Below are 23,443 nucleotides of genomic sequence, written 5' to 3' on the forward strand. Positions count from 1 at the left end.
CGAGCCGCAACCTGGATCCACTCGATTTGGATGCGAGGACTTCGGCGGTTAATGGAGGACTAGGCCTGTTCCCGCTCGGCGGCGAGAGCGACCGCCCGTTCGAAGGTATGGACGAGCACTGCACGCCGAGCACCCTAAACTCGAGCCACTCCCCACGCGGTGAACCTGCGGTCACCAGTCATCGGAGTACACGCAGCAGTTCCCAAAAGTGAACAACAACCGCCCGTGGGCACCGACAGGCCCGCCAGACCGGGCGTAAAGCCCGCCCAGTCTTGTCGCCAAGTCGCCGATCAGGTAACCCGAGGTCATCCGCGCGCTGATGCTTTGAGGCTGTCGACATTGGCGACGGGTCGCACTGGTGAACGCCCAGTCGTGGCCGAGGCCCTAAAGAAGCCCTCCAACAACCGATCCCGACTTCAGGTCGCATCACCCCCAGAACACCGATACTGAATTCCCGGCTTCCGTCTGAACGCGTTGGCGTGCAATCTTTGCTCTGACTCTGTATCTCGGGACTTTCCAAAGCACTCTTCCGATCGTCGAAAAATATCCGCGCTGGATTCGACAATCGTCTAACGATATGTGACCTACATCTCCGTAGCGTTACCCGTCATATCCGGTTGGGTTTTCGTGAACAGGGAGTTGACGCTTGAAGAAGCCAGTTCTACATCGCGCGATGCGCGCTTACACGCGAACCGCCACGTACGCGGTATCGGCAACAGCACTCGTCCTCGTGGTTTCCGCGTGTGGCTCCGCACCGGGCGCCACACAGACTCGAACGATCACCGACGATCCGATACCCGCCTTCACCTTCGCTCTTGCAGCGGCTCCGATCTCCTTAGATATCACTAAGGATTTCGGTCCTTCCATGCAGGTTCAGACCCTGTTCACCGAACCGCTGGAACGGCTTTCCGGTGAAGGAGAGTTGCGACCTCATCTCGCCGAAGCCATATCGGTTCCTGACCCGACGACCATCGACTACGTCATCCGGTCCGACGTGCGATTCTCCGACGGAACTCTACTGACCCCGGAGGACGTGATCTGGAGCCTTCGGCACGTCTCTGATTCCGCAGCCGGGGCGCAAACTGCCGGCGAGCTGGAAAGTCTCGAAAGCATCGAACAAACCGGACCGATGCGGGTGACTGTGAAGTTGTCGCATCCCGATCCGGTTGCCAGGCAGAGCATCGCGCTATTCGGACTGATCCAACAGGCAAGGTTCGCTGAAGAACATGCTGCCGAATTGGGTACTGCGCAAGCGGTTCCGGTGGGCACTGGCCCGTACCGGGTCCAAGAATATTCAAGTTCCGGTGTGCAACTTGTCCGTAACAATGACTACTGGTCGGAGCAACCTGCACCGGAAACGCTGAAGTTCGACGTGATTCCGGACGGCAACACCGCTCAGTTGGCAATGCGATCCGGCGACATCCAAGCTGCGAATGTGGCCGACATCAAGAAGCAGTCACAGTGGAAGCAGATCGGTGGAATCGACACGATCGAGGTCCCTCTGACCAAGCTCACGTATTTGACGTTCGATACCAGTACGAGTCCGTTCGACGATGTCCACGTGCGGAAGGCCGTCGCGCACTCGATCGATCGAAAAGGAATCGCAGAGGCGGCATTCGGCAACGACTCCGCGATATTGAAGGGTTTGGCAACTCCGGAAATGTTGACCGGTGTCGCCGGTTCCCCTGGGAACGCGCAATCCTTCCTGGACGGAATCGGCGGAATCGAGTTCGACAGTAACCTTGCGGCGCAAGAACTTGCCGCCTCGTCGCACCCCCAGGGATTCACGGTGGAGGTCCCCTACACCGACAACGTGAACTGGACGGAACTGACGGTACTCAACCTGCAACAAAACCTGGCGCCACTCGGTGTGACCGTTGTTCCAAAGCCCATCACCCAGACCCAATGGATTTCCGACCTGTACGCCCACAAGGTTCCCGGAATCGGATTCCTGTCGATTACCGCATCGACGCCCGACCCCAAATTGATCGGCTCCGTCGTCGGAAAGGAGAACGCTGTCGCACCGAAATTCAACGCCTCGAATTGGTCTACCGATTCCGTCGAACAGGCGCTGCCCGTCCTGAACGGATCGACCTCACCCCTGGACCGATGGACTGCCGCCCAGACCATCTTGACCGGCATCCACGAACAACTTCCGTACGTCCCGCTGTTCAATCCGAATCTGGTCTACGCAATTGCCGACGGGTTCGCCTTCGATCGCGACATGTCCTTCTACGACTTCGTCAACGGTTCGTGGGTTACCGCAGTGAAGGCAACGTCTTGAACGACTATCTCTCCCACACAACGAGGTTCGATTGAGATGGCAGTAGCGGCGTTCATCGGCAAGCGACTCGTGGTGTCGGCCGCGCTGCTTCTGGTAATCAGTTTTCTGGTGTTCAGTCTGCTGTCGGTGACGCCAGGCTCTGCAATTGCCGTCCTTGTCGGCTCTCGTCCGAGCACACCCGAACTGATCGCGGCCCTGGAGGCACGACATCACCTCAACGATCCTTTCCTTGTTCAGTATTGGCACTGGTTGGTCGATGCACTGCAGCTCGATTTCGGGACGTCGACCAGATCAGGTGCGCCGGTGACCGGCATCATCACCGATCACCTACCGGTCTCGATCCAACTGGCGGTGTACACACTTGTTTTGGTGGTCGGGATCGGGGTCCCCTGCGGAATGTCAGCGGCGTATCAGCGCGATAAATGGGTGGACAGAGGTATCTCGATGGCTTCCGTAATAGGTATGAGTGCACCAGGTTTCGCAGTCGGAATGTTGCTGATTTTCGTATTCGGACTCGAGCTCGGACTGTTCCCCGTTTACGGCGTGGGCAATGGATTCTTCGATCGCTTGGTGCACCTCACCCTGCCAGCAACAGCACTCGGCATCGCGCTCATCGCACTGCTGATCCGGCAGACACGCGCCGGAGCGCTCAACGTGCTCCGGCAGGACTACATGACATTCGCGAAAGCTCGTGGTCTCGACCCCTCACGGGTCTTCTTCCGATATGCGTTACGGAACTCCGCAATGCCGGTGGTGACTGCGGCCGGTCTGATACTGATCGCTGCGCTGTCCGGCGCCGTACTCGTCGAGACCGTGTTCTCCGTACCGGGAGTCGGTTCGCTGATGGTGCAGTCGGTCACCGAAAAGGACCTACCCGTCGTACAAGGGTTGGCCGTGTGTCTCGGCGCCTTCGTGATTGTCGTCAACCTGGCGGTGGACGTGGTAGCTCTCCTCGTCGACCCGCGCATGCGGTACGCAGGAAAGGGATGACATGACTGCACTCACCGATCGCGAAAAGAGCAGGCAGGGATCGCGAATTCCCATCACCGTTGTGATTGCACTGGTGATCCTCGGTGTGATGGTATTCGCGGCTGTCGCCGGTCGGCTCATAAGCCCTTACGACCCTTACACTCAGGATCTTCTCCGCGGTGTGACCGGTTCCGATCGCACACACTGGTTGGGCACCGACGATATGGGACGCGATGTCCTCTCCCGTTTGATCGACGGTACCGGCCGCTCCGTGCTCGGACCGCTGTGCGTAGCGATGGGAACAGTGATAGCCGGCGCATCCGCGGGGCTGGTCGCCGGATATAACGGCGGTGCACTCGACAACGTCCTCAACCGATTCGCAGACCTCGTGTATGCCCTGCCCGCGCTCCTCGTCGCCATCGTGCTCCTGGGGATTCTCGGCGGGAGCTACTGGCTGACTGTGGCGATTCTGGTTTTCCTGTCAGTACCGAGCGCCATCAGAATAGTCGGCAGTGTGACGCGCGTCCAGGTTCGTCTGCCGTACATCGACTCTGCGAAGACCCTCGGATTGACCGACTCACGGATCATGATCCGCCATGTGCTGCCCAACATCGCGCCCACCGTGCTCGCCGTCTTCCTGCTGGATTTCGTCGGAGCGTTGGTCGCCTTCTCGTCGTTGTCATTTCTCGGTATCGGTATCGCCCCCGGGGCTGCAGATTGGGGATCGATGCTCTCCCAGGGGCAATCGATGATCTCCGAGAACCCCTGGGTCGCAGTCGCCCCCGCAGCCTGTCTCATCCTGACCGGCAGCGCCGCAACTATCTTCGGCGACTGGTTCTTCAAACGGCTGTCAGACTCAGGAGAACGGAAGTAGATGACTGTGGAAGATGTGACAGTACAATCGGAAACGGCCGATGCGAATGGCCCCCTCCTGAAAGTTTCCGGGCTATCGGTGTACGCGAACAGGTCGCAGGTGCTCGTCAGCGATGTCAACATCACGGTCCCCCGAGGCGAGACTCTCGGGATAGTCGGCGAGTCTGGCAGTGGAAAATCGATGGCAGTTCGTTCGCTTGTCGGTTTGCTACCGCCGGGAATCTATGCACGAGGAGCAGCAGATTTCGACGGAATCCCGTTGATCGGCACACGCGAACGTGAACTGCGATCGTTACGGGGCTCCCGAATCAGTCTTTTGATGCAGGACCCGTTCAGCATGCTCAACCCCATCCACACGGTAGGCGAGCACGTGCGGGAGACACTCCCGCCAAATGTCAGAAAAGGCGGACGCCAACAAGTTCGGGCCGAAGTTGCTGCGCGTCTCGCGGAGGTTGGCTTGGATCCCGCCGTCGCACAAAACTACCCCTTTCAGCTCTCCGGGGGGATGCGGCAACGAGTTGCCATGGCGGCCGCGCTTGCCGGCGATCCGGAGTTGCTGATCGCCGACGAACCGACAACTGCACTGGACGTGACCACCCAGGACGAAGTCCTCCGACTTCTCGCCGGTCTACAGAAGTCACGAAACATGGCGCTCATCTTGATCACTCATGATCTGCACGTGGCGATGGACGTCTGCGATCGGATCCAGGTCATGTACGCCGGACGCGTGGTGGAGGAGGCTACGGTCGCCGATCTTGCCCGCACCCCGACGCATCCCTACACACGTGGGCTGATGTCGGCCAGTCCCCCTGTCGATCGTCGAGTCGAACGGTTGACGTCGATTCCCGGCAGTGTGCCCAGAGCCGCAGCCGTCGAGGCGATCTGCGCATTCGCTGACCGATGCGAATGGTCTGTCGGCGAATGCTTTTCAGCCCGACCAGCTCTTACTCCCATCACGATCGAACACGCTTCGGCTTGCATCCGGATCGATCGGATTCACGACGAGTTTCCCCGCGGTTCCGAGTTCGAACCACCTCTACCTCAACAATCCGAGTCACGATCTTTCGACACCATCGGCCCACCGATAGTCGAGGTTGCGAACGTACACAAGGTATATCGCGCCAAAGCGATGTTCGGCAAGCCCAAGGACTCGCACGCCCTCCGCTGCGTGACTTTCTCGATCCGCGCCGGCGAATCAGTGGGACTGGTAGGTGAATCCGGCTCAGGGAAGACAACTATCGCTCGTGCTCTCCTAGGTCTGGAGCACGTCACCTCCGGCCGGATATCGGCATTCGGCAGAGAGCTCGCGCCCACTGGATCCACTGCGCGAAAAACCAGAGTCGAGTTGGCCCGGGAGATCCAAGTAGTGTTTCAGGATCCGTACGCAGCGCTCAATCCATCCCGAACCATCGGTGCAGCCTTGCGAGAAGCTATAGCCGTACGAACCGGAGCGGACAAACGCGATAGCGATTCCGTAGCCTCGGAAGTCTCGGAGTTACTCGGCAAGGTGGGACTACCAGGCAGCTACGCCGCTCTCCGTCCGGCTGCGCTCTCGGGTGGCGAACGTCAGCGCGCCGTGATTGCCCGGGCAATTGCCGTTCGACCCAGGCTGCTCATCTGCGACGAACCTGTTGCCGCCCTGGACGTGTCCGTGCAGGCCCAAATTCTCGAGCTGCTTCGCTCTATCAGAGCGGAAAACGGGATGAGCATGCTCTTCATCACTCACGACTTAGCAGTCGTGAGGCAGATGACCGATCGAACAGTGGTTCTCTACCGGGGTGAAATCGTAGAAGCCGGCGAGACAGAGGCCGTGCTCGACGCACCAAATCACCAATACACACAACGACTGCTCGCATCGGTTCCATCCTCCATTTCAGCAGTTGTGCAACGTAGTTCAAATGCAATCCCGAGGTAGCACTGCTGGATACGGCGACCGGGCACCCACTCTTGAACTGCCGGCACGCAACACGAATGCCGACCTCGGATTTGCATGGAACATCCGCCGATCCTGCACCTCCCGACGGACCGACACGGATGCACGGACTGCCACAGAAAACACCACTTCGTGAACCCGAAGCCGTGACGCCGAAAGACATCGACGTACAGCATCGCCAAGGCCTTGCAAGGCTGCAGACGATATCCAGCTTGAGATCGGATAGTCGCCGCGTCCGACGAAAGAGGACCACCCACCGTCATCGGCCATCTCGGCGAGCCCGTAGGTCCGTCCCACGTGGCGGGCGAGCACTGTTGCGCGTTGTACCCAGCGCCCGTCATCTACACCCAGTGACGATCCTGGGCGATCCTGCAAACAGGCTGCCGGTTCCGAACACCACGGGCACGGCAGCGAACCTGAGAAGCATTGCCGTCGAACCGTATCGGAGGCCACCCTGCATCTGGTTAGTGGTGGAACGCGTGTCGGCAAACTGCCGACGAAGCTTGCGCCAGCGGCGAACTTTTCGTTCGGAACGTACGTGACTCGTCTGATTTCGGCTCCGTTGAACCCGACGCCTTCCGCCGGTTCGAGTGCCAGTCGGCTGCAGCAATGCTCTTGCCGAACATCGCGTGAGCGTCGTCGGAGGACGCGTCTACTCGTCGGGATCTCTTGGCGAGAAAATTCGGTCCTCCATCATGCCACCAGTCGGGCCGACGATTGCCGGGCCGGCGATTGTAAGGATGATGGGACGCGACTCGGTGGCCTTGGCCATCAGCGATCACCCTCGTCTGAGTACGTGCGCACGATGCGATCAGTGAGAAGTGGAAGGATCTTGTCCGTGCCGATACATATGAAGTGCGGCGATGTTCGGTGCGCTTCGAAGCCGACTTCGTCGATATACATCTCGAGGATGGTTACGTGTAGCGGATTCTCGACGTTGCGGAAGTACTCGTAGCCGAGATTGGCCGGCTCGTTCCGGCTTGCCTCAGCGAGTTGGGCCAGATGGCCGAGCGCCTCGTCCGCGGCTTCCTCGTCCAGCCGGTATTCGGCGATTACCCGAAAGTTCGACGTAGCACGTTGTGTGCTCTCGGTCATGAAACTTCCTCTCTAGTAGTAGATTACGAGCAGAACACAGTGCCGGACTGCAACTCAACGACGATTACGTTCGGTACGAGTCCTGACGCCTACTGACGCTTTTCGTGCGGTCGATTCAAGTGTCATCGGGGTGTCAATGTGTACTTCGTGGACAAAAACTCGCGAATTCCTTCGAAGCCGCCTTCTCTTCCGATCCCCGAATGCTTGATGCCGCCGAAAGGCGCTGCTGCATTCGAGACGAGACCGGTGTTGAGGCCCATCATCCCGGTTTGAAGTTTTTCTATCATTCGCTGGCTTCGGCCGACGTTCTCTGTGTAGACATAGCTGACCAAGCCGTACTCGGTGTTGTTGGCAATGTGCACGGCCTCGTCCTCGGACGAAAAGCGAGTTATTGCCAGCACTGGTCCGAATATCTCTTCGTTCACCATCCGAGCTTCGGGCCCGATCTTGTCGATCACGGTCGGTTGAAAGAAGTTGCCTGGGCCGACGATGGCCTGACCTCCGGTGACAATCTCCGCGCCGGTGTCCACTGCGTCAGCGACGAGACCTTCTGTCTTCGCGATGGCGTTCTTGTCGACCAGTGCGCCGATGTCGTAACCTTCGTCGGCCCCACGACCAATTTTCAACGCAGCAACCCTTTCACTTACTCGACGAACAAATTCGTCGGCCACGGAATCGTGTACCAATATGCGGTTTGCGGCGGTACATGCCTGACCGATGTTGCGGAATTTTGCGAGCATCACGCCGTCGACCGCTCGGTCGATATCTGAGTCCTCAAAAACCAGGAAGGGTGCGTTGCCGCCGAGCTCCATCGAAGTACGCAATACGTTCTGCGCAGCAGCTTCGAGGAGTTTGACGCCAACCGCCGTCGAGCCTGTGAAGCTCAGCTTGCGAAGGCGTGGATCCGATAGCAGGGCACTGGACTGAGCGCTGGGATTCGACGTGGGCACTACGTTCACCACACCCGGCGGAAGTCCTGCCTCTTCCAGCAGCTGCACCAGGTAGATCGTGGTCAGCGGAGTGAGTTCCGCCGGCTTGATGATAGTGGTGCAACCGGCGGCGAGTGCCGGAGCAATCTTGCGGGTTGCCATCGCGAGTGGGAAGTTCCATGGTGTGATGAAGTAGCAGGGCCCCACAGGGAGGTGCGACACTGTGATGTTGCCTGACCCCTCGGGGTTTCGGCGATAGTCTCCGCTGACGCGTACGGCTTCCTCGGAGTACCACCGAAGGAACTCTCCACCGTAAACGACCTCACCGCGCGCTTCGGCGATCGGCTTCCCCATTTCCAGGGCGATGAGCAGAGCAAACTCTTCTTTGCGATCCATCAGCAAGTCGAATGCTCTGCGGAGGATGTCCGAACGTAGGCGGCTAGGTGTTTCGGCCCACTCTTGTTGTGCTGCAACGGCTGAATCGAGGGCGCGAATGGCGTCGTCGACCGTTGCGTCGGCAATCGTCTTGATCACATGCCCGGTTGCGGGGTCTTCGACGGTGAAGGTCGCGCCCGAACTCGATGTCGCCCATGTTCCGCCGACGCCGATACCGGTTTCGACACGGTTGAGTAGGTCCTGTTCATGTGGCTTCAATGTCATGACTGGCTTTCCTTTGTGGCTGAGGTCGGGGCGTTCGTACGGAATCCGTCGGCCATGACGCGTAGACCTTCGCGTAGCAGTTCGTCCGAAATTGCGAGCGGAGGGAGAAATCGGATGACGTTTCCGTAGGTGCCGCAAGTAAGAACCACTACGCCATGATCCGCGGCGAATTTTGCGACGGAATCGGTCAGCGCCGGGTTCGGATCTGTGCTGTCGGGGTGTACTACTTCGATGGCCTTCATCGCGCCGCGGCCTCGGATGTCACCAATACGGTCGTCCGAGGCGCCCAGTTCGGTGAAGACCTCATCGATGATCGCCGCGATTTCACGTGCACGAACAACCAGGTTGTTCTTTTCGTACGTTTCGATTGTGGAGAGCGCCGCGGCGCAGGAGATTGGGTTTCCGGCGTAGGTGCCCCCGAGAGCGCCGGATTGTGGTGAATCCATGATCTCTGCGCGGCCAGTGACCGCGGCCAGTGGCAATCCACCCGCGATACCTTTTCCTGTTGCGATGAGATCAGGTACGACTCGCTCGTGGTTCGCAGCGAAGAGATCACCGGTACGGGCGAACCCGGTTTGGACTTCGTCGAGGATGAATACGACGCCGTTGGCAGTTGCCCATTCGGATAGAGCAGGCAGAAAACCGGTCGCGGGTTCGATGAATCCACCCTCGCCCTGGATGGGCTCGATGACGATTGCTGCGAGATTGGAAGCGCCGACCTGTCTTTCGATCTGCAGGAGCGCAATTTCTGCCGCCGCCACTCCGCTCAGCCCATCGCGATATGGGTACGAGGTTGGAACACGGTAGATCTCGGGCGTGAACGGACCGAAGCCGTTTTTGTAAGGGGTGTTCTTCGCAGTCATGCCCAAGGTGAGGTTGGTTCTGCCGTGGAACGCGTGATCGAAGACCACAACCGCATGTTTGTTGGTGAAGGAGCGTGCGATCTTGATCGCGTTCTCGACGGCTTCGGAACCGGTGTTGAACAGTGCTGTGCGCTTCTCGTGGTCACCGGGGGTGATCGAGTTGAGCTTCTCGGCGACCGCAACGTAGCCGTCGTATGGGGTGACGGTGAAGCAGGTGTGAGTGAACAGTTTCGCTTGGCGAGTTATGGCTTCGACAACGGCTGGAGCTGAATTGCCGACGCCGGTGACGGCAATGCCCGAACCGAGATCGATCAGAGAATTGCCGTCGGCATCGATCAAGATCCCGCCTCCGGCTGCGACGATCGATATGGGTACAACGTGCCCTACACCGGCCGCAACGGCCGCCTCTTTTCGACGCATAAGCACCTGCGATTGCGGTCCTGGAATTGCGGTTACGAGTTCTCTATGTTGCGACACCAGCGGGCCGCCCGTTACTGACGAGACTGACAATTCGTTCCTCATTTTCGTGTTGTCGATAGTGAGCGTCAGAGCCAGCGCGGAGCTGTCGGGGCTGTGCCGATCTCGCGGCCCGACGTGTCGACCGCGGACACTGCGATGTTTCTGCGGCCGGTCACCCACATCAGCAGATTCGGAAGCGACCCGGACACCGCCGTGCGTGCCGTGGTCGAATCGGCGGTGGTGATGTGACTCGAAGCCGGTTCGAACTCTTCACCGGTGTCCGCAACTGTCATGTGCACGCGATAGTCGTCTCGGGTGGCCCACGTATCCAGGACATTGTGAATTATTCGTCGCTGCACCGCTGGCGGTATGTCCGCTGCACTCGCCGAATAGTTGAGATCGATTGCGTGTAACCACAATTCGCGAGATCGCATCCACACTGTATCGACGACCGGTATCCGCACACCTTGAGCGTTGCTCACCTCGGTAGACCAGCGATTGTCGGGGACTGCGCTCCAGGCGATTTCGAGCGCTCTCGCCTCCCTGTCGCAGAGTTCACGGAGTTCGACATTTGACAGTGGTGCTGCACTGCCGATTTCCCGGCTCCGCGCATGGGCAGACTCGTACATCGGTTTCTCGATGCCTGTCGTCGCCCAATCCACCAGGCGGCCGAGGGCGCGGGCGTTGAAACCGACGTGCGCGATCACGTGCGCGCGAGTCCATCCTGGAAGCAACGAGGGTCCACGTAGTTCGTTGTCACCGAGTTCACGCAACGTCCGGTCGAAGTGCGTTTGTCCGGCTTTCACGTAGCCGAGATCGACGGCGAGTTCGTCAGCCGGCTCTCGCATCACGTTCACGGCATTCTCCTTCACAAGATTACGAGTAATTCTTCAGCGAGTCGGTCGGGCATCATGGGTTAGGTTTCCTCCGAGTATTGTTGCGACGACGTCGATCTCCGATATGTTTGGCGCGGTGAGCGGCGACGACGAGAACACGGCGAAGTCCGCAAGTTTTCCCCGTTCGAGGGTGCCTTTGTCGTCGATCTGACCGGTCGCGCGCGCAGCCCATTCCGTGTGCGTTCGAAGGGCTTCCTCCGGTGTGATCGCCTCGTTCGAGCCCAGGACGAATCCGGTGTCGGTACGACGATCGACGGCCGACTGCATACCTCTACGAAGATTGTTGTCGGCGACAGGAAGGTCTGATGAGCCTGCGAGTATTGCTCCCGCATCGATGACTGATCGCCCACGGTAGAGCCACGGTTCACGGTCGGTCCCGACAAGATCGACAATCTGATCGCCGAGCGGCCCGATGAAACCTGCCTGGGGGGGTCACAGCAATGGCAAGATCGCCGGCACGCCGCACTTGATCCGGTCGAGCGATGCCGAAATGTTCGATACGGCACGGAGCTGTGTGGCGGCCGTAGCTCTTCTGTGCCTCCTCGATCAGGTCCAGGGCCAGGTCTATTGCTGCGTCTCCGATTGCATGCAGCGCAAGCGGCCACCCCGATCGATATGCCGCGAGTGCACGCTCTCGATACAGTTCCGGCGTGTCGAGGAGGTAGCCCCGGTTGTGTTCGTGGCCGCAGAAGTCCTCTGTCACAGCGGCGGTCGCCCCGAGCAAAGAGCCGTCGAGGAAAACCTTGACGTGCCCCAACTGAAGGTGGGAATCGCCGAAGCCGTAACGAATCCCGAGGTCCAAGCCAACTCCTGTGCCCTCGCCGCAGAAGTCCGAGGCGTTCGCAGCAAGGGGATGAAGGGCGTCGATTGCCGGCATCAACTGTGCACGGGCGTGCAGATGATTGCGATCTGCGGCCAATTGATAGGCCGCGATTTCGATGGAGCTGTGGCCGATCCAACCGCCACCGACACCAGCTTCTGTGAAGCTTGTTATCCCCTGTGCAGCAAAGCGTTTGGTTGCTTCGTCGATTGCCTCGGCGAGCCGCTCGGTGGAGTAGGGCAAGAGCAACGCCTGCACCAAACCTTGCGCCGACTCTTCGACTACACCGGTAGGGCGGCCCTCGTCTTCCCGCACGACGACACCTCCGACGGGAACTTCGAACCCGTCGTCAAGCGCACCGATGAGACGCAACGTAGCGGTGTTCGCAATCGCAGCGTGACCAGAGGTGTGCCGTAAGTACAGTGGGCGGTCTCCCGTCACGGCGTCGAGCCGATCGATAGCAGGGAATTCGCCGCCATAGTGCCCCTGGTTGAAACCTGTGCCGTGGACCCAGGCATCGGCGTCATCACCGATACGCTCTACTTCGGCCTCGATCAGCCTGTAGAGATCTTCGAGAGTGGCGGCGCGGCTGAGGTCTATCGACGCCAATCCAAGTCCCCACCAGACGGTGTGACAATGAGCGTCGATCAGACCGGGCGTCACACAGGCGTCTGCGAAGTCCAGGGTTCGTATCGCCTCGATACCGGCGACCTCGTCGTCGAACCCGACGATCCGGTCACCGATTACCCCGACAACCGACGCGATCGGCCGATGAGGATCCATGGTGATGATTTCGCGCGCCCGCACAATGAGGTCGAGTTGCATAAGAGAAATGTCCTTGTCCAGTAATCGAGCCGCGTCTGATCCAGCGGTACGAGGTGCGATGTTTCGAACACCAGCCGCGCTACGTTTCTCAGTGCTTGAAGCCGGGGAGGTCCACGCTGAATTTCGGCGCGATCGCTCCTGCCGATGCGGTGATCAACGAGATCAGCGCGAGAACCAACGCAGCTGGCCACCAGTGATCATGAGCTGCAGCTACGAGGCTGGTAACCAGAAGTGGAACGAATCCTGCAATCATCGCGGCGGTGTTGTTCGCGACGGCAACACCTGTGAATCGGGTTCGCGCCGGAAAGAGTCCGGTCAGAACAGCTCCTGTACCTGCGTAGGGAAACGACAACGTCGCCACTGCCAACGTCATCGACAGAACGATGAGCACGGGAACGCCCGAAGTCAGTAGCAGAAAAGCCGGCAAAGCGACTACGGCAGAGGCGATCCCGCCCCACATGATCACCCGACTCGAACCGAATCGCGCGCCCAACCGCCCGCTCAACAAGATCACGAAGATCTCGACTACGGCCGCGACGATAGTTCCGAGCAGCATCAACGATCGGCTGTATCCGAGTACGTTCACTCCGTACCACACACAGAATGTCGTGACGAGGTAGAACCCGCCCATTCCGAGAAGTGAAGCCGCCATTCCGATCAAAATCTGACGCCAGCTGTGTTTGAAGGCCGTGCTCACGGGATTGGTCGCCAACTCCCCAGCTTCCTCGAGCTGACGGAAGACAGGGGATTCTTCGAGTTTGCGCCGAATGTAAACCGCGACAAGAAGTAACGGTAACGAGAGGAGGAAGGGAATGCGCCAACCCCAGGATTCGAAGTTCTGCTGCGAAATTGCAATGGTGACCAGAAAAAATCCACCAGAAGACAGAATTGTTCCGATCGGAGATCCGATGAGGGGAATCACTGCGTATCGCGCCCGCATATGCAGTGGCGCGTTCTCCACCACCAGGGTCAAGGCACCTGACCATTCCCCTCCTACGAAGAGGCCCTGCACGATTCTCAGCAGCACGAGCAGCACCGGCGCCGCGATGCCGATCGCTGCGTAGGTGGGCAGTATGCCGATCAACGCGGTAATGATGCCGATACCGACGATGGTGATCATCAGCGTCTTTCGGCGGCCGATCCGATCGCCCATTGCACCGAAGACAATGCCGCCGATCGGTCGGGCCGCTACCCCTACCCCGAAAGTGGCGAACGAGGCAAGTGCGGCCAAGGTTGCGTTGCCGCTGGTGAAGTACTGAACATTGAACACGAGAGCGGCCGCGGCACTGAACAGGAAGAAGTCGTAGTACTCGAGCACGGAACCGACCAGAGCGCCGAGTGCGACCTTGTTTGCGCTCTTCTTGTCGAGCTCATGAACGGCTCCGAATTCGATCGACGTCGATTGTGTGTACGTCATAACTCTCCATCAGGGATGAGGGATTCGGTCTGCTTCTGTCCCCAGGGGATTTCGGCCTGTTGCAAGCATTTCAGGTTATTCGCTCACTGTCCCTAGGCATTCCCCGCCGATTACAGCCACGAATTTGTGCATATGCCCTATTCTGACTTGGTGAACCATTTCGCCCCCTCACGACCGGGCAACGAGCCGGACGCCCGCGACTCAGGAAGATGGCAAGAGCTGCTCGACAGCCTCGACGTCGCCGAACTGACCGACACCTTCGTCAAACGTGTCGCCTCGATCGCCGGCTACGACTCGTCGCCGCTACCGACGTCCGAGATCGAACGCACAGGCCGGATGGCCTTCTCCGCCATGCTCCAAGGTCTGCGCGCGGGAGGTCTGCCCGATTTCGTCCCCGTCGCGAACGATGTCGGCATCTCTCGTGCACGGGCAGGGATCCCCATCACCTCATTGATGACCGCGATCCGATTGGACTACAACGTGCTGTGGGAGGCCCTCACCTCCGCGTCGTCACCGAGGGATGCCGAACTGTTGGTCCGACACACGTGGATCGTGCTTCGCACCGTCGACGAGTACGCCGCACAGACACAAGGGGCCTACATGGCCGAACGAGAACGCATGCTTAGAGAGGAATCGTCTGCGCTGCAAGGACGCATCGCAAACCTGTTCCAGGATCCCCGATCCACAGACGCAGATCGACTGGATGCGATCGCAGCCGAACTCCGAATCCCACAACGCGCCCCCCTTCTGGTCATCGGAGCGGCCGGTGACGACATCCCGGCGCTACGAGTGTTCATCTCCGAAACCGAGCGCTCCGGACGAACGGTGTACACCCACTACCTCGGCGACGTCCTGATTGCCTTCACGCGCAGATTCGACCTCGACGGACCGCAAGCTACCGATGTCGGCCGGAACCTCCTCAAGCTTCGAGTCGGAATTGTCAACGCCGACACCGGTCTGTCAGCCCTTCGCGCGGCGGCCAATACCGCACGAGCTCTCACACGAACAATCACCAGCGAAGACCACGCGGCTCTCACCTGGGACCGAGGGTGGGCAAGACTGGCCAAACTAGGCCTACAAGAATCAGGTAGCGGGCTACTCACCTATGTCGACGATGCTTTGGTGACCTGCGGAGACGCGGAGCGGGTCCGTCTCGAAGAATGCGTGCGCAGCTATCTGAAAACAGGCAGTATCGGGGAATCGGCCAACGAGCTGTTCTGTCACCGCAACACCGTTTCCAATCGTCTTCATCGATTTGCGAAACTCACCGGTTTGGACCCCACGATTCCTGAACAATCGGCGAGACTCGTCGTGGGTTGGGCCTAGAAGCACTCGAACGCCTTCCCCTTTACCTTCTCGGGGCGATCGCCGTCGGAAGCGTCACGCAACGAACTGTATGGGCGAGGTCGTTCTACGTGCGCTGGGAGGCTGCCCGGTAACGCGCTTGAAAGCGCGGCTGAACGCAGCTTGAGAGGTGTAACCAAGATTTCGAGCCATGGCTTCCACCGACATCGTGTCCTGGGCCAGCCACTGGCTGGCAAGAAGCATTCTCAGTTCCGTCGCGTACCGCAGAGGCGGTACGCCGATCATCGCATGGAAGCGCTCCGCGAACACCGATCGGGAAACATGGCACTGCGATGCCAACTCCGCTACCGTCCAATGATGTCCGGGATCCCGGTGGACAGCCAAGATGGCTCCCGCCAGTCGCGGATCACGCAGCGCCGCCACCAGTCCAGAGGCATTGTCGCAGCCACATTCAACCCACCCTCGCACGATCATCGCAGCCACGACTTCAGCGAGACGCGCTGAAACACCAGCAAAACCGACACGCGCCGAACAGGTCTCACGCCTCATCGCAGCAAGGATCGGCAAAAGCCCGGGATATCGCTCCCCCTGGGCGTCGGCGATCATGATCTCGGGCATGATACGACTCAGGCCTTGCATCCCGCCGAGATCGAATTCCATGTAACCGGTGAACAATACGGCGCTGGGAGACAGGTCGGCGGCGAGGCCGACATTCACGTCCCCCACCGCATCGCCGAGGGGTTCGGAATCGTAGCTGTCGATGCCCTGAACCACTACGCCTGGCCCGGACAGCCACTGATGGGGTCGACCGTGCGGGATGAACACAGCGTTACCCGCTGACAGTTCATGGACGGTGCCGTTCTCGGCACGCAGGAACGCGTGACCGACTGCGAGAAAGTGGAAATAGGCACGACCCGGTTTCGCATCGAAGCCGATACCGAATCGCGGACCGGCATGAACGCGACGGTACTGCACTCCACGCAACCGCATACTCGTCAACAGTTCGCTGATGAGATCGGAGGGCGAGGCGAACGTCCCGGCAGCCGACTCGGCCGGACTCTTGATCAAAACGGCCGGATCCTCAGTCATAGATCATCCTGAAAGTCGTATCTAGTGTTGACTCAAAGCCTTTCATGCGATCCAGGAGAAGTACAACCGTTGTCCAGTGATGTATGCAGCACCGCGCCCGATACCCGACCAGTCCGAGCAGCCGCAGTTGTCGACCCGCCACCGCTGCCGGTAACACCGAAGTGGATGGCGGTGATGTCACTGGCCCTGGGCGTATTCGGACTGCTTACGGCCGAGTATCTTCCGGCCAGTCTGTTGACCCCGATTGCCGATGATTTGGGTGTGCCGGAAGCACTGGTGGGCCAAGCAGTCACCGTCACGGCTGGAGCAGCAATCCTCTCTGGACTACTGACGGCAAGCCTGACACGACGGATGGACCGGCGGATTGTTCTGCTCAGCTTCACTGTGCTGATGATCGCATCGAACTCGCTCGTGGCCCTGGCCCCGAACATGGTGGTGCTGTTGGCGATGCGGATCCTGCTCGGCATTGCGTTAGGTGGTTTCTGGAGCATGGCGGCTGCCACGGCGATGCGCCTGGTACCGGAATCGTCGGTACCTCGCGCTGTATCAATCATTTTCAGCGGTATCGCCGTAGCAACCATCGTGGCCGTGCCGCTCGGTAGTTACCTCGGTGAACTGTCCGGTTGGCGCAGTGCCTTTTGGGCCACCGCAGCCCTCGGGGTCCTGACGCTTGCCTTCCAGCTGTTCGCGTTGCCCCCGATGGCACCGCGGCACGAGGCACGGTTGAGAACTTTGTGGTCGGTGTTGGTACATCCACGCTTCGGGATCGGCATCGTCGGCATGTTGCTCGTCCATATCGGGCACTATGCACTGTTCACCTACATTCGGCCGGCGCTCGAAACCATGGTCAATGTCGGCGCCTCCACCTTGACTGTTCTATTGTTCGCCTTCGGAGTGGCGAACTTGGCAGGCACACTTGTCGCCGGATGGCTCCTCCAACTCAGCCTGCGTCTGACATTGGCGCTGATGCCCTTACTGATCGGGATAGCTGCCCTGGGTCTGGCACTGGTGCCTGCAACTCAGAGCGTAAGCGCAGCCTTGGTGGTGTTGTGGGGCTTGGCATTCGGCGGAGTTTCGGTGGCGTGGTCGACGTGGGCGACCAGGACCGTGCCCGACAAGGCGGAAAGTGCAGGCGGGATCGTGGTGGTCGGTGTCCAGTCCGGAATCGCTGCAGGTGCCGCAGCAGGCGGTGCGATGTTCGGAGCCGGGGGTGCCATGGCGGTGTTCTCGGTTTTCGGAGTCGTGCTGATTGCGTCAGCATTGTTCATCACATTGTCCGTGAAGAACCCCGATCACCTTGCGTGACATCGGTTACCTGCATGCGGCGGCAGACTGGGACTACGAATCAGCGAGGTCAGCTGATCGGTGCGCGAGCAGCGTGATCTGGCCCGGTCAACTCTCGAACAGCTTCCGCGCCTCGAGCTTCGCTGCGAACGAGAGAAGACCAGCCTCGGTGTATGGGCGTCCGACGAGCTGTACACCGACAGGTAGACCGTCGACGTCGGCTGCTGGAATGGACACTGCGGGCAGTCCGATGAGACTCCACGGCGCGGTGAGTGAGAGCAGACCACTTGGAACGTCGACCGGCTGATCCTCGACACTCACCCGACGGCTGAACAGCGGCGGTGTCGAAAAGGGAATCGTAGGCAGCGCAATGAAATCGACCGCACTCAGTAGCTGAGCAACACCTACACGGAACTGTTCACGAATCGCGATCGCCTGCAAGAACTGCGAATCGGTGTACGTGCCGCCCATCTCGAGACGCTCACGCACCTCTGGGTCGTAGAGATCGGGTGCGAGACTGAGCCTTTCGGCGTGGACCGCGTGAGCTTCACGCCCTTGGATGACACGATAGGAGAAGCGAAGTGCCTCCGCGCCGTGGATATCTATTTCGTCGGTGAGGAACGGTGCGACCAGATCGCGGGCAGAACGGGCAATCGATGGTTGAGTGGCATGAATTGATCTCGGCGATATCCAGCGAACGCGCACACCGGCGACGGAAGTGCACTCGGCCGGTGGTGAGAAATCGTCGATCAACGCTGACAGTACGACGTGTGCATCAGCCGCACAGCGAGCCAGAACACCCACGGTGTCCATCGAACTGGCCAGAGGAAGTACTCCGTGCGTGCTGATCGCCCCTTGTGTGGGGCGAATGCCGACGACGCCGCAGCATGCTGCGGGGATTCGCACGGAACCACCGGTATCGGTGCCGAGTGCGACTGGAACGATGCCGGCAGCGACGGCGGCCGCCGAACCGCTACTAGACCCTCCGGACATGTGCCCTAATGCATGTGGGTTACGAGTGGGTCCAGTAGCAGCACGATCCCCCGTCGGACCGTTCGCGAATTCATGCGTCGTCGTCTTCCCGATCACTATCGCACCTGCTCGTCTGAGCCGCTCGACGCAATCTGCATCGCGAGCGGCGATCCGATTCACGAAATGACGCGAACTGGCGGTCGTCGGCAGACCTCGTACATCGATCATGTCCTTCACCGCTATCGGCACCCCGTGCAGCGGACCCCGGTCAGCACCTGCGGCCAATTCTCGATCGGCTGCGGTTGCGGCTGCACGAGCTCCGGCCACGTCGATGGTGACGAACGCGTTGATTGTCGATTGCGAGCGCTCGGCCTCCTCGATGGCAATCCCGATCAAGTCCGCTGACGTGACCCGACGTGCCCGAAGGTCCGCAGCCAGGTCCGTGATGGTTCTTCGGCTGAAGTAGCCGCCAGTCGCGGATACGTGGACGCCCGAAGGGGGATTCTCCGTCATGCCGCCGACACGGTGAGCGCCGCGATGGCCTCGCGGAAGGGTTCGATCGGGGCGATGAGCAGACCGGCGCCCGCGTGTCCGCCTTCACGCAGGGCGGCACCCATGTGGATACGTGGAGTGATCGCGGTGGAAACCACACGTGCCGCGTCGATTCCGAACGGAACGCCACGAAACCCTAGATACGGAATCTTCCACTGGGGGTGCTCGGTGTGAGTAATGCCGTACATTGCCTCCGTCGTTTCGACCATGTTCTGCGCTGATCCGCCGCTGTAATCCTGGAGCGAAAAGGCTGCCGCCGCTGAAAGGCCGCCGAGCCCCACCGTCTCGGTGATCAGGCTCTCCCCGCCCATGTACGCAGTATCCTCAGCGGTGATCCCGTCGAAATATTTCGCCTGCAACGTGGGAATCGGCGCGCGAAACCATCGCTGGCCGGTGCCAGCTGTACGAATCGCGAACTCCTTCCCGCTCAACGCCATAGCGGTGACGATGCTGCTGTGCGGTGTATCGCTGGCGGTTGTCGCGATGCTCTTACCCGTCGCCATCGCGACATGGAGAAAGAACAGATCGTTCCGGCTGAGGAAGTTCAGAACGTCGCGGGTTGCTGCGGTGAAGCCGTTGGCCTCGAGAACAGACTCGTAGATCTGCTCAAAGAACACCGCTGTTGCCGCTGTATTACGGCTGTGCAAGTCATCGCCCATACCGAGGGCACGCCGAATGATGGGACTGGTGTGTAGACCGCCGTTGTGTCGTAGTGCCGCTGAGAGGGCTGGGCCGAGCACGTCCTTGATCCAGGTCAATTGTTGATGTACAGCCTCGTTCCATACCCCGTAGGTGAGGCGTTCGCGGGCACTTCCCTCGTAGAGAACGCAGTGTCCGCGCGAACCCGACATCGAATCTTCGACAACGAGGACAGGCATCGACGCCGTCGTCACCCCGGTCAGCGAGCCTACGCACCCGTAGTCATGGCACGGCCGGACGAGGATGTCTCCCGCATGCAGTAGAGCGTCGGCCTCTTCCACCGAGTTCGCGAGCCCCTCGAAGAGTGCTGCTCCCAGTATCGCTCGGCGCTGGCCTCCTTCGTATGCGGGCCAGGGCAGCGGGGCTCCCGAGGTGAGGATGGTGTGGCGGGTCATGCCGGGCAGCGCATCGAGCGCCGAGGTGACGTCGATCAAGACGGGGTCTGCTTGCAGCATCGCATTCACTGCGACCGTATTTGCATGAATTCGCCTGTCCGACAATAGGTCTTGCATAGAATCTGCCTTTTGCTCGAGCTGTGTGTCGGTCATGCCCACCGACCGAGGAAATCGATCACAGCAGCATTGACTTCAGCGGGTTTGGACGCACTCAGGAAGTGATGCCCGTTCGGGATCGTCTCGAGGCGGACTTCGGCCGCACGGGTGAACAGTTTGATTTCGTCCTCGGCGTTGGCCACTGAATAAACCTGGTCTGCGGTGCCGTGGAGCCACAGAACCGGCTGCGTCACTTCGTCCAATCGCCCGAACAACCCGTCGCGATCACGGAGATTGATCGTGGCGAGCCGCAGTCGGTGCCGGCCGGCGTCGCCGGAGTAGTTCGTGCGGTAGATCTCGAGCCACCTCACTCGGTCTTCCGGGCTCAAGCCTCCCAGCGCAGCGTCGAAGGTGGCATCGACGAAATCATCGGGAACAACCCAGTCGTCGTCGACCGGCTCGCCGAAGGCCTCGATGTAGGGGGTGCAGAATCCCGGCCCGTCCCAGCACCCGAGGTCGCGGCTGCGTTGACTCTCGACGTCCAGCGAGGTACCCAACGGAATCAGGCCTTTGACTACCTCTGGTGCCAGCAAGCCCATTCGGGTGGCAATCCACCCCCCTTGCGAAGTCCCCAAGACGAATGCGTTCGGAATGTCCAGTGCCGCAAGAGCCTGCAGGTTCGCAACTGCGCTGTCCCAGTAGGTGAAATGCTTGTATGTCGAACGGGTTCGGCCATGACCGTACGGCTCGAGGGCCAGTAGGTTGGCCCTGTCGGTCAGCGCAGTATCCGCGAACTGGTAGCGGTACAACTCCGCAGAGGTGGTGTACGAGTTGATCATGACCAGGGTCGGCAATTCGGGGTTGTAAGGTCGCCCGAACGTGGCCCCTATGACCGAGCCGCCGAGGTGGGGGATGGTGATGGTTTGATCGAACGTGCTCATGAACTCAATTCCTCTTCTTTGTGGGGCAGTCCCGAGATCGGGTCACGGTAAAGGTGCGGGCGCTACCTGGCCGGCACTCGGCATGGGTGTTGTCTGGCCTGGGCTGCGGGACGGCTCTCGGGCCGACTCGAAGAGCTGATCAACTCGTTCCAACTCTTCCCGGTCACTGGCTCGAAGGAGGCTGACCGCGACGAAGACGACAAGATTGGCTACGAGGCCGACCAGTCCGGAACCTAACCCCTCAAGCCACGGCACTGCCCCGCCTTGGTCCATGTACGGAACCGTCAGCGCCAGAGCGATTACCGCACCGACGAGCAGCCCGGCGATTGCGCCGTCCCTGTTACCTTTGCGCCACATGAGTCCGCCGAAGATCGGTACGGCAAGTTGGATGATGGCTTGATACGCCAACTGCGTGACGCCGGCCAAGTTGGGTGAATCGTAGATGCGGTACGCGATGATCGCGGCAACTATTGCGGTAACTGCCATCGCAGCCTTGGCGAGGTAGAGCTCCTGCTTGTCCCGCAGTGGGTGAACGACAGCAACGATGTCGTTCGCAACTTGAGTGCCGATCGCTTGGGTGACGCCGTCGACGAAGCCCATTCCCGCCGCGAAAACTATGACAAGCGCGATCGCCAACAACCAGGTACCACCGGCGTCCTGCGCGATCGCGAAGAACGACGATACTGGATTGGCAGCGGCGAAAGGGATCGGCGCCGCGCACAGCGCGACAAACATGAGTAGAACGCAGAACACGAAGCCGATCGCCATTGTTTGCAGCGAGCCCTTTTTCACTTCACGCACGCTGGCCGCAGTGTAGATTCGCGTGAATATCATAGGCCAGCAAAGACTTCCAATGATTCCGGCGGCAACGATGCCGAAGTAGTAGAGTCCGCCTTCATCGGATCCGAAGCCGGGCAGGCTCAGTTGAGCGTCGGTAAGCTTGCTCATGTTCGAGATGCCACCGAAGTAGAAGAACAACAGGCCCAGGCACAAAATGGCCGATCCGATGTAGGCAACAATCCCCTGGACCATATCGGTGAGGATGAGACCCCTCATACCCATCTGGACGGTCCAGAACTGACGCACGACCAATACTGCAATCCCGATCAGGATGGAGTCGGCGTCAGAGAGTTTACCCAGCGATGCCCACTGAACTACCGCGCCCATTGCAATGAGCCCGAGAACGAGCCAGGGCACGAGGGCGACGACACTGATGGCGCTTCCGATCAACTTCAGGCCGCGGCTGTTGTACCGCAGGTCCAGTAGATCCGCCTGGGTCCGCAGGTCGAACTTCTTACCCCACTTCCATACTGGCCGGGCGATGAAATACATCGCGAGAACACCAAGGACGGAGTAGACGAGAAAGTACAACCCGATCACGCCACTAGCAACGGTCAGACCGAAAACCGCGGTAAAAGTCGAACCGGGCCACCACGAATTCGTGTACGCCATCGACACGAACCAGCTCGAAAACGAGCGCTCGCCGACGGCGTAGTTGCTGAACGTCGCGACGCTTTGCCGGTTCTTGGAGATGTGAAGGACAACAACGATGACGACGAAGAAGACGCCTAAGGCGCCAAAAGTGACGATCATCAGTCCACCGCTCCCTGACGACACTCGGTGACCCAGAGACCGGTGACTGCTGCGATCGCAGCTGCGGACACGAGTATCAGGTACCAGACCGAAATCGGTACGCCGATGACCAGACCGTGCTGGTGGGACATTGCGATGTACAAAGGTGGCCAGAGCGCGATCATATTGATCAGCGCGAATAGTGCGCCGAAGGCGATGTTCCTCGCTGGGGAACGACTGAATAAGCCAGTGCGTTTCATTGATACTCTTTTCGTCTCTGCAGGCCGTCAACAGGGCCGGCTGGGCGGCGTATAGCCAGATGAAAAGCGTATGAACAATCACATTCCTCGACCATCGGTCAGTTGACGTATTTTCCGCATACCTCCGGTCGGACATCGCATGCGGACACGACAAACCGAACGGGCGAAATGTACTGGGGCATCGAGAATTTCATAACCGGAACTGAACTGGTGAGAATCCGCCACTAAAGACGCGGCTGCTGCATCATCAACGGA

The 23,443-nt window shown here is 59.9% G+C and carries 19 protein-coding genes; 6 read left to right on the plus strand and 13 right to left on the minus strand.

Annotated features, from left to right (window positions below):
* The first annotated feature begins 646 nt into the window (after positions 1–646).
* The 4 genes from ACBG85_RS25280 to ACBG85_RS25295 are packed head-to-tail and all read left to right on the plus strand — an operon-like array spanning position 647 to position 6,041.
* Positions 647–2,284: an ABC transporter substrate-binding protein gene (locus ACBG85_RS25280; protein ID WP_372025279.1), complete on the plus strand. Its 1,638-nt coding sequence runs from the start codon at positions 647–649 to the stop codon at positions 2,282–2,284.
* Between the two features lie 36 nt (positions 2,285–2,320).
* A complete protein-coding gene (locus ACBG85_RS25285; RefSeq protein WP_047272018.1) occupies positions 2,321–3,274 on the plus strand; it encodes an ABC transporter permease in 954 nt (317 codons plus the stop codon).
* A gap of 1 nt (position 3,275) precedes the next feature.
* On the plus strand, positions 3,276–4,127 hold the full coding sequence (locus tag ACBG85_RS25290) for an ABC transporter permease (RefSeq protein ID WP_047272016.1): 852 nt from the start codon (positions 3,276–3,278) through the stop codon (positions 4,125–4,127).
* Positions 4,128–6,041 carry a dipeptide ABC transporter ATP-binding protein gene (locus tag ACBG85_RS25295; protein WP_372025282.1) on the plus strand — a complete coding sequence of 638 codons (1,914 nt, stop codon included), beginning with the start codon at positions 4,128–4,130 and terminating at the stop codon, positions 6,039–6,041.
* Between the two features lie 789 nt (positions 6,042–6,830).
* Here the strand turns inward: ACBG85_RS25295 and ACBG85_RS25300 are convergent.
* The 7 genes from ACBG85_RS25300 to ACBG85_RS25330 all read right to left on the minus strand — a co-directional run bounded on the left by ACBG85_RS25300 (position 6,831) and on the right by ACBG85_RS25330 (position 14,023).
* The gene (locus ACBG85_RS25300; protein ID WP_083056531.1) at positions 6,831–7,154 is read right to left on the minus strand and encodes a putative quinol monooxygenase; all 324 of its coding nucleotides are present in this window, start codon (positions 7,152–7,154) and stop codon (positions 6,831–6,833) included.
* A 122-nt stretch (positions 7,155–7,276) separates the two neighbouring features.
* A complete protein-coding gene (locus ACBG85_RS25305) occupies positions 7,277–8,743 on the minus strand; it encodes an NAD-dependent succinate-semialdehyde dehydrogenase (RefSeq protein ID WP_372025284.1) in 1,467 nt (488 codons plus the stop codon).
* Positions 8,740–10,128, minus strand: a complete 1,389-nt coding sequence (gene gabT / locus ACBG85_RS25310; RefSeq protein WP_372025286.1) for a 4-aminobutyrate--2-oxoglutarate transaminase — start codon at positions 10,126–10,128, stop codon at positions 8,740–8,742. Before gabT ends, ACBG85_RS25305 begins: the two co-directional genes overlap by 4 nt.
* Positions 10,129–10,151: 23 nt before the next feature.
* Positions 10,152–10,913: a maleylpyruvate isomerase family mycothiol-dependent enzyme gene (locus tag ACBG85_RS25315; RefSeq protein ID WP_235867987.1), complete on the minus strand. Its 762-nt coding sequence runs from the start codon at positions 10,911–10,913 to the stop codon at positions 10,152–10,154.
* A 42-nt stretch (positions 10,914–10,955) separates the two neighbouring features.
* A complete protein-coding gene (locus tag ACBG85_RS25320) occupies positions 10,956–11,375 on the minus strand; it encodes an amidohydrolase family protein (protein WP_372027911.1) in 420 nt (139 codons plus the stop codon).
* Positions 11,326–12,606 carry an amidohydrolase gene (locus ACBG85_RS25325; RefSeq protein ID WP_372025288.1) on the minus strand — a complete coding sequence of 427 codons (1,281 nt, stop codon included), beginning with the start codon at positions 12,604–12,606 and terminating at the stop codon, positions 11,326–11,328. Before ACBG85_RS25325 ends, ACBG85_RS25320 begins: the two co-directional genes overlap by 50 nt.
* An 88-nt stretch (positions 12,607–12,694) precedes the next feature.
* Entirely contained in the window at positions 12,695–14,023 is a 1,329-nt protein-coding gene (locus tag ACBG85_RS25330) for an MFS transporter (RefSeq protein ID WP_047272007.1), read from the minus strand.
* Positions 14,024–14,173: 150 nt separating this feature from the next.
* Here ACBG85_RS25330 and ACBG85_RS25335 point away from each other — a divergent pair, with 150 nt between their 5' ends.
* Positions 14,174–15,349, plus strand: coding sequence for a helix-turn-helix domain-containing protein (locus tag ACBG85_RS25335; protein WP_230691763.1), 1,176 nt, complete (start codon positions 14,174–14,176; stop codon positions 15,347–15,349).
* Positions 15,350–15,403: 54 nt separating this feature from the next.
* Here ACBG85_RS25335 and ACBG85_RS25340 read toward each other — a convergent pair whose 3' ends face one another.
* Positions 15,404–16,417 carry an AraC family transcriptional regulator gene (locus ACBG85_RS25340; RefSeq protein ID WP_372025291.1) on the minus strand — a complete coding sequence of 338 codons (1,014 nt, stop codon included), beginning with the start codon at positions 16,415–16,417 and terminating at the stop codon, positions 15,404–15,406.
* A 174-nt stretch (positions 16,418–16,591) separates the two neighbouring features.
* Between ACBG85_RS25340 and ACBG85_RS25345 the strand changes: the two genes are divergently transcribed.
* Positions 16,592–17,722, plus strand: coding sequence for an MFS transporter (locus tag ACBG85_RS25345; RefSeq protein WP_372025293.1), 1,131 nt, complete (start codon positions 16,592–16,594; stop codon positions 17,720–17,722).
* A gap of 87 nt (positions 17,723–17,809) precedes the next feature.
* On the opposite strand, the gene ACBG85_RS25350 is transcribed toward ACBG85_RS25345, so the two are convergent.
* The 5 genes from ACBG85_RS25350 to ACBG85_RS25370 form a co-directional block, all read right to left on the minus strand.
* Positions 17,810–19,186, minus strand: a complete 1,377-nt coding sequence (locus ACBG85_RS25350; RefSeq protein ID WP_372025295.1) for an amidase — start codon at positions 19,184–19,186, stop codon at positions 17,810–17,812.
* On the minus strand, positions 19,183–20,379 hold the full coding sequence (locus ACBG85_RS25355) for a DUF1116 domain-containing protein (RefSeq protein ID WP_372025297.1): 1,197 nt from the start codon (positions 20,377–20,379) through the stop codon (positions 19,183–19,185). The genes ACBG85_RS25350 and ACBG85_RS25355 overlap by 4 nt, the downstream gene beginning before the upstream one ends.
* A gap of 89 nt (positions 20,380–20,468) precedes the next feature.
* A complete protein-coding gene (locus ACBG85_RS25360) occupies positions 20,469–21,356 on the minus strand; it encodes an alpha/beta fold hydrolase (protein ID WP_372025299.1) in 888 nt (295 codons plus the stop codon).
* Positions 21,357–21,398: 42 nt separating this feature from the next.
* Entirely contained in the window at positions 21,399–22,949 is a 1,551-nt protein-coding gene (locus ACBG85_RS25365) for a sodium:solute symporter (protein ID WP_372025301.1), read from the minus strand.
* Positions 22,949–23,080, minus strand: coding sequence for a hypothetical protein (locus ACBG85_RS25370; protein ID WP_257233137.1), 132 nt, complete (start codon positions 23,078–23,080; stop codon positions 22,949–22,951). The genes ACBG85_RS25365 and ACBG85_RS25370 overlap by 1 nt, the downstream gene beginning before the upstream one ends.
* Between the last annotated feature and the right edge of the window lie 363 nt (positions 23,081–23,443).

Origin of the sequence: Rhodococcus sp. NyZ502, assembly GCF_041464245.1 — a bacterium.
GTDB lineage: Bacteria > Actinomycetota > Actinomycetes > Mycobacteriales > Mycobacteriaceae > Rhodococcus_F > Rhodococcus_F qingshengii.

What these genes read in the sequence shown, in the direction of transcription:
- ACBG85_RS25350 (WP_372025295.1), bottom strand. Translation starts at nt 19,186, where the DNA reads ATGACGGAGAATCCCCCTTCGGGCGTCCACGTATCCGCGACTGGCGGC.
- ACBG85_RS25345 (WP_372025293.1), top strand. Translation starts at nt 16,592, where the DNA reads ATGTCACTGGCCCTGGGCGTATTCGGACTGCTTACGGCCGAGTATCTT.
- ACBG85_RS25325 (WP_372025288.1), bottom strand. Translation starts at nt 12,606, where the DNA reads ATGCAACTCGACCTCATTGTGCGGGCGCGCGAAATCATCACCATGGAT.
- ACBG85_RS25285 (WP_047272018.1), top strand. Translation starts at nt 2,321, where the DNA reads ATGGCAGTAGCGGCGTTCATCGGCAAGCGACTCGTGGTGTCGGCCGCG.
- ACBG85_RS25370 (WP_257233137.1), bottom strand. Translation starts at nt 23,080, where the DNA reads ATGTCCCACCAGCACGGTCTGGTCATCGGCGTACCGATTTCGGTCTGG.
- ACBG85_RS25290 (WP_047272016.1), top strand. Translation starts at nt 3,276, where the DNA reads ATGACTGCACTCACCGATCGCGAAAAGAGCAGGCAGGGATCGCGAATT.
- ACBG85_RS25355 (WP_372025297.1), bottom strand. Translation starts at nt 20,379, where the DNA reads ATGCTGCAAGCAGACCCCGTCTTGATCGACGTCACCTCGGCGCTCGAT.
- ACBG85_RS25365 (WP_372025301.1), bottom strand. Translation starts at nt 22,949, where the DNA reads ATGATCGTCACTTTTGGCGCCTTAGGCGTCTTCTTCGTCGTCATCGTT.
- ACBG85_RS25300 (WP_083056531.1), bottom strand. Translation starts at nt 7,154, where the DNA reads ATGACCGAGAGCACACAACGTGCTACGTCGAACTTTCGGGTAATCGCC.
- gabT (WP_372025286.1), bottom strand. Translation starts at nt 10,128, where the DNA reads ATGAGGAACGAATTGTCAGTCTCGTCAGTAACGGGCGGCCCGCTGGTG.
- ACBG85_RS25315 (WP_235867987.1), bottom strand. Translation starts at nt 10,913, where the DNA reads ATGCGAGAGCCGGCTGACGAACTCGCCGTCGATCTCGGCTACGTGAAA.
- ACBG85_RS25330 (WP_047272007.1), bottom strand. Translation starts at nt 14,023, where the DNA reads ATGACGTACACACAATCGACGTCGATCGAATTCGGAGCCGTTCATGAG.
- ACBG85_RS25295 (WP_372025282.1), top strand. Translation starts at nt 4,128, where the DNA reads ATGACTGTGGAAGATGTGACAGTACAATCGGAAACGGCCGATGCGAAT.
- ACBG85_RS25360 (WP_372025299.1), bottom strand. Translation starts at nt 21,356, where the DNA reads ATGAGCACGTTCGATCAAACCATCACCATCCCCCACCTCGGCGGCTCG.
- ACBG85_RS25340 (WP_372025291.1), bottom strand. Translation starts at nt 16,417, where the DNA reads ATGACTGAGGATCCGGCCGTTTTGATCAAGAGTCCGGCCGAGTCGGCT.
- ACBG85_RS25305 (WP_372025284.1), bottom strand. Translation starts at nt 8,743, where the DNA reads ATGACATTGAAGCCACATGAACAGGACCTACTCAACCGTGTCGAAACC.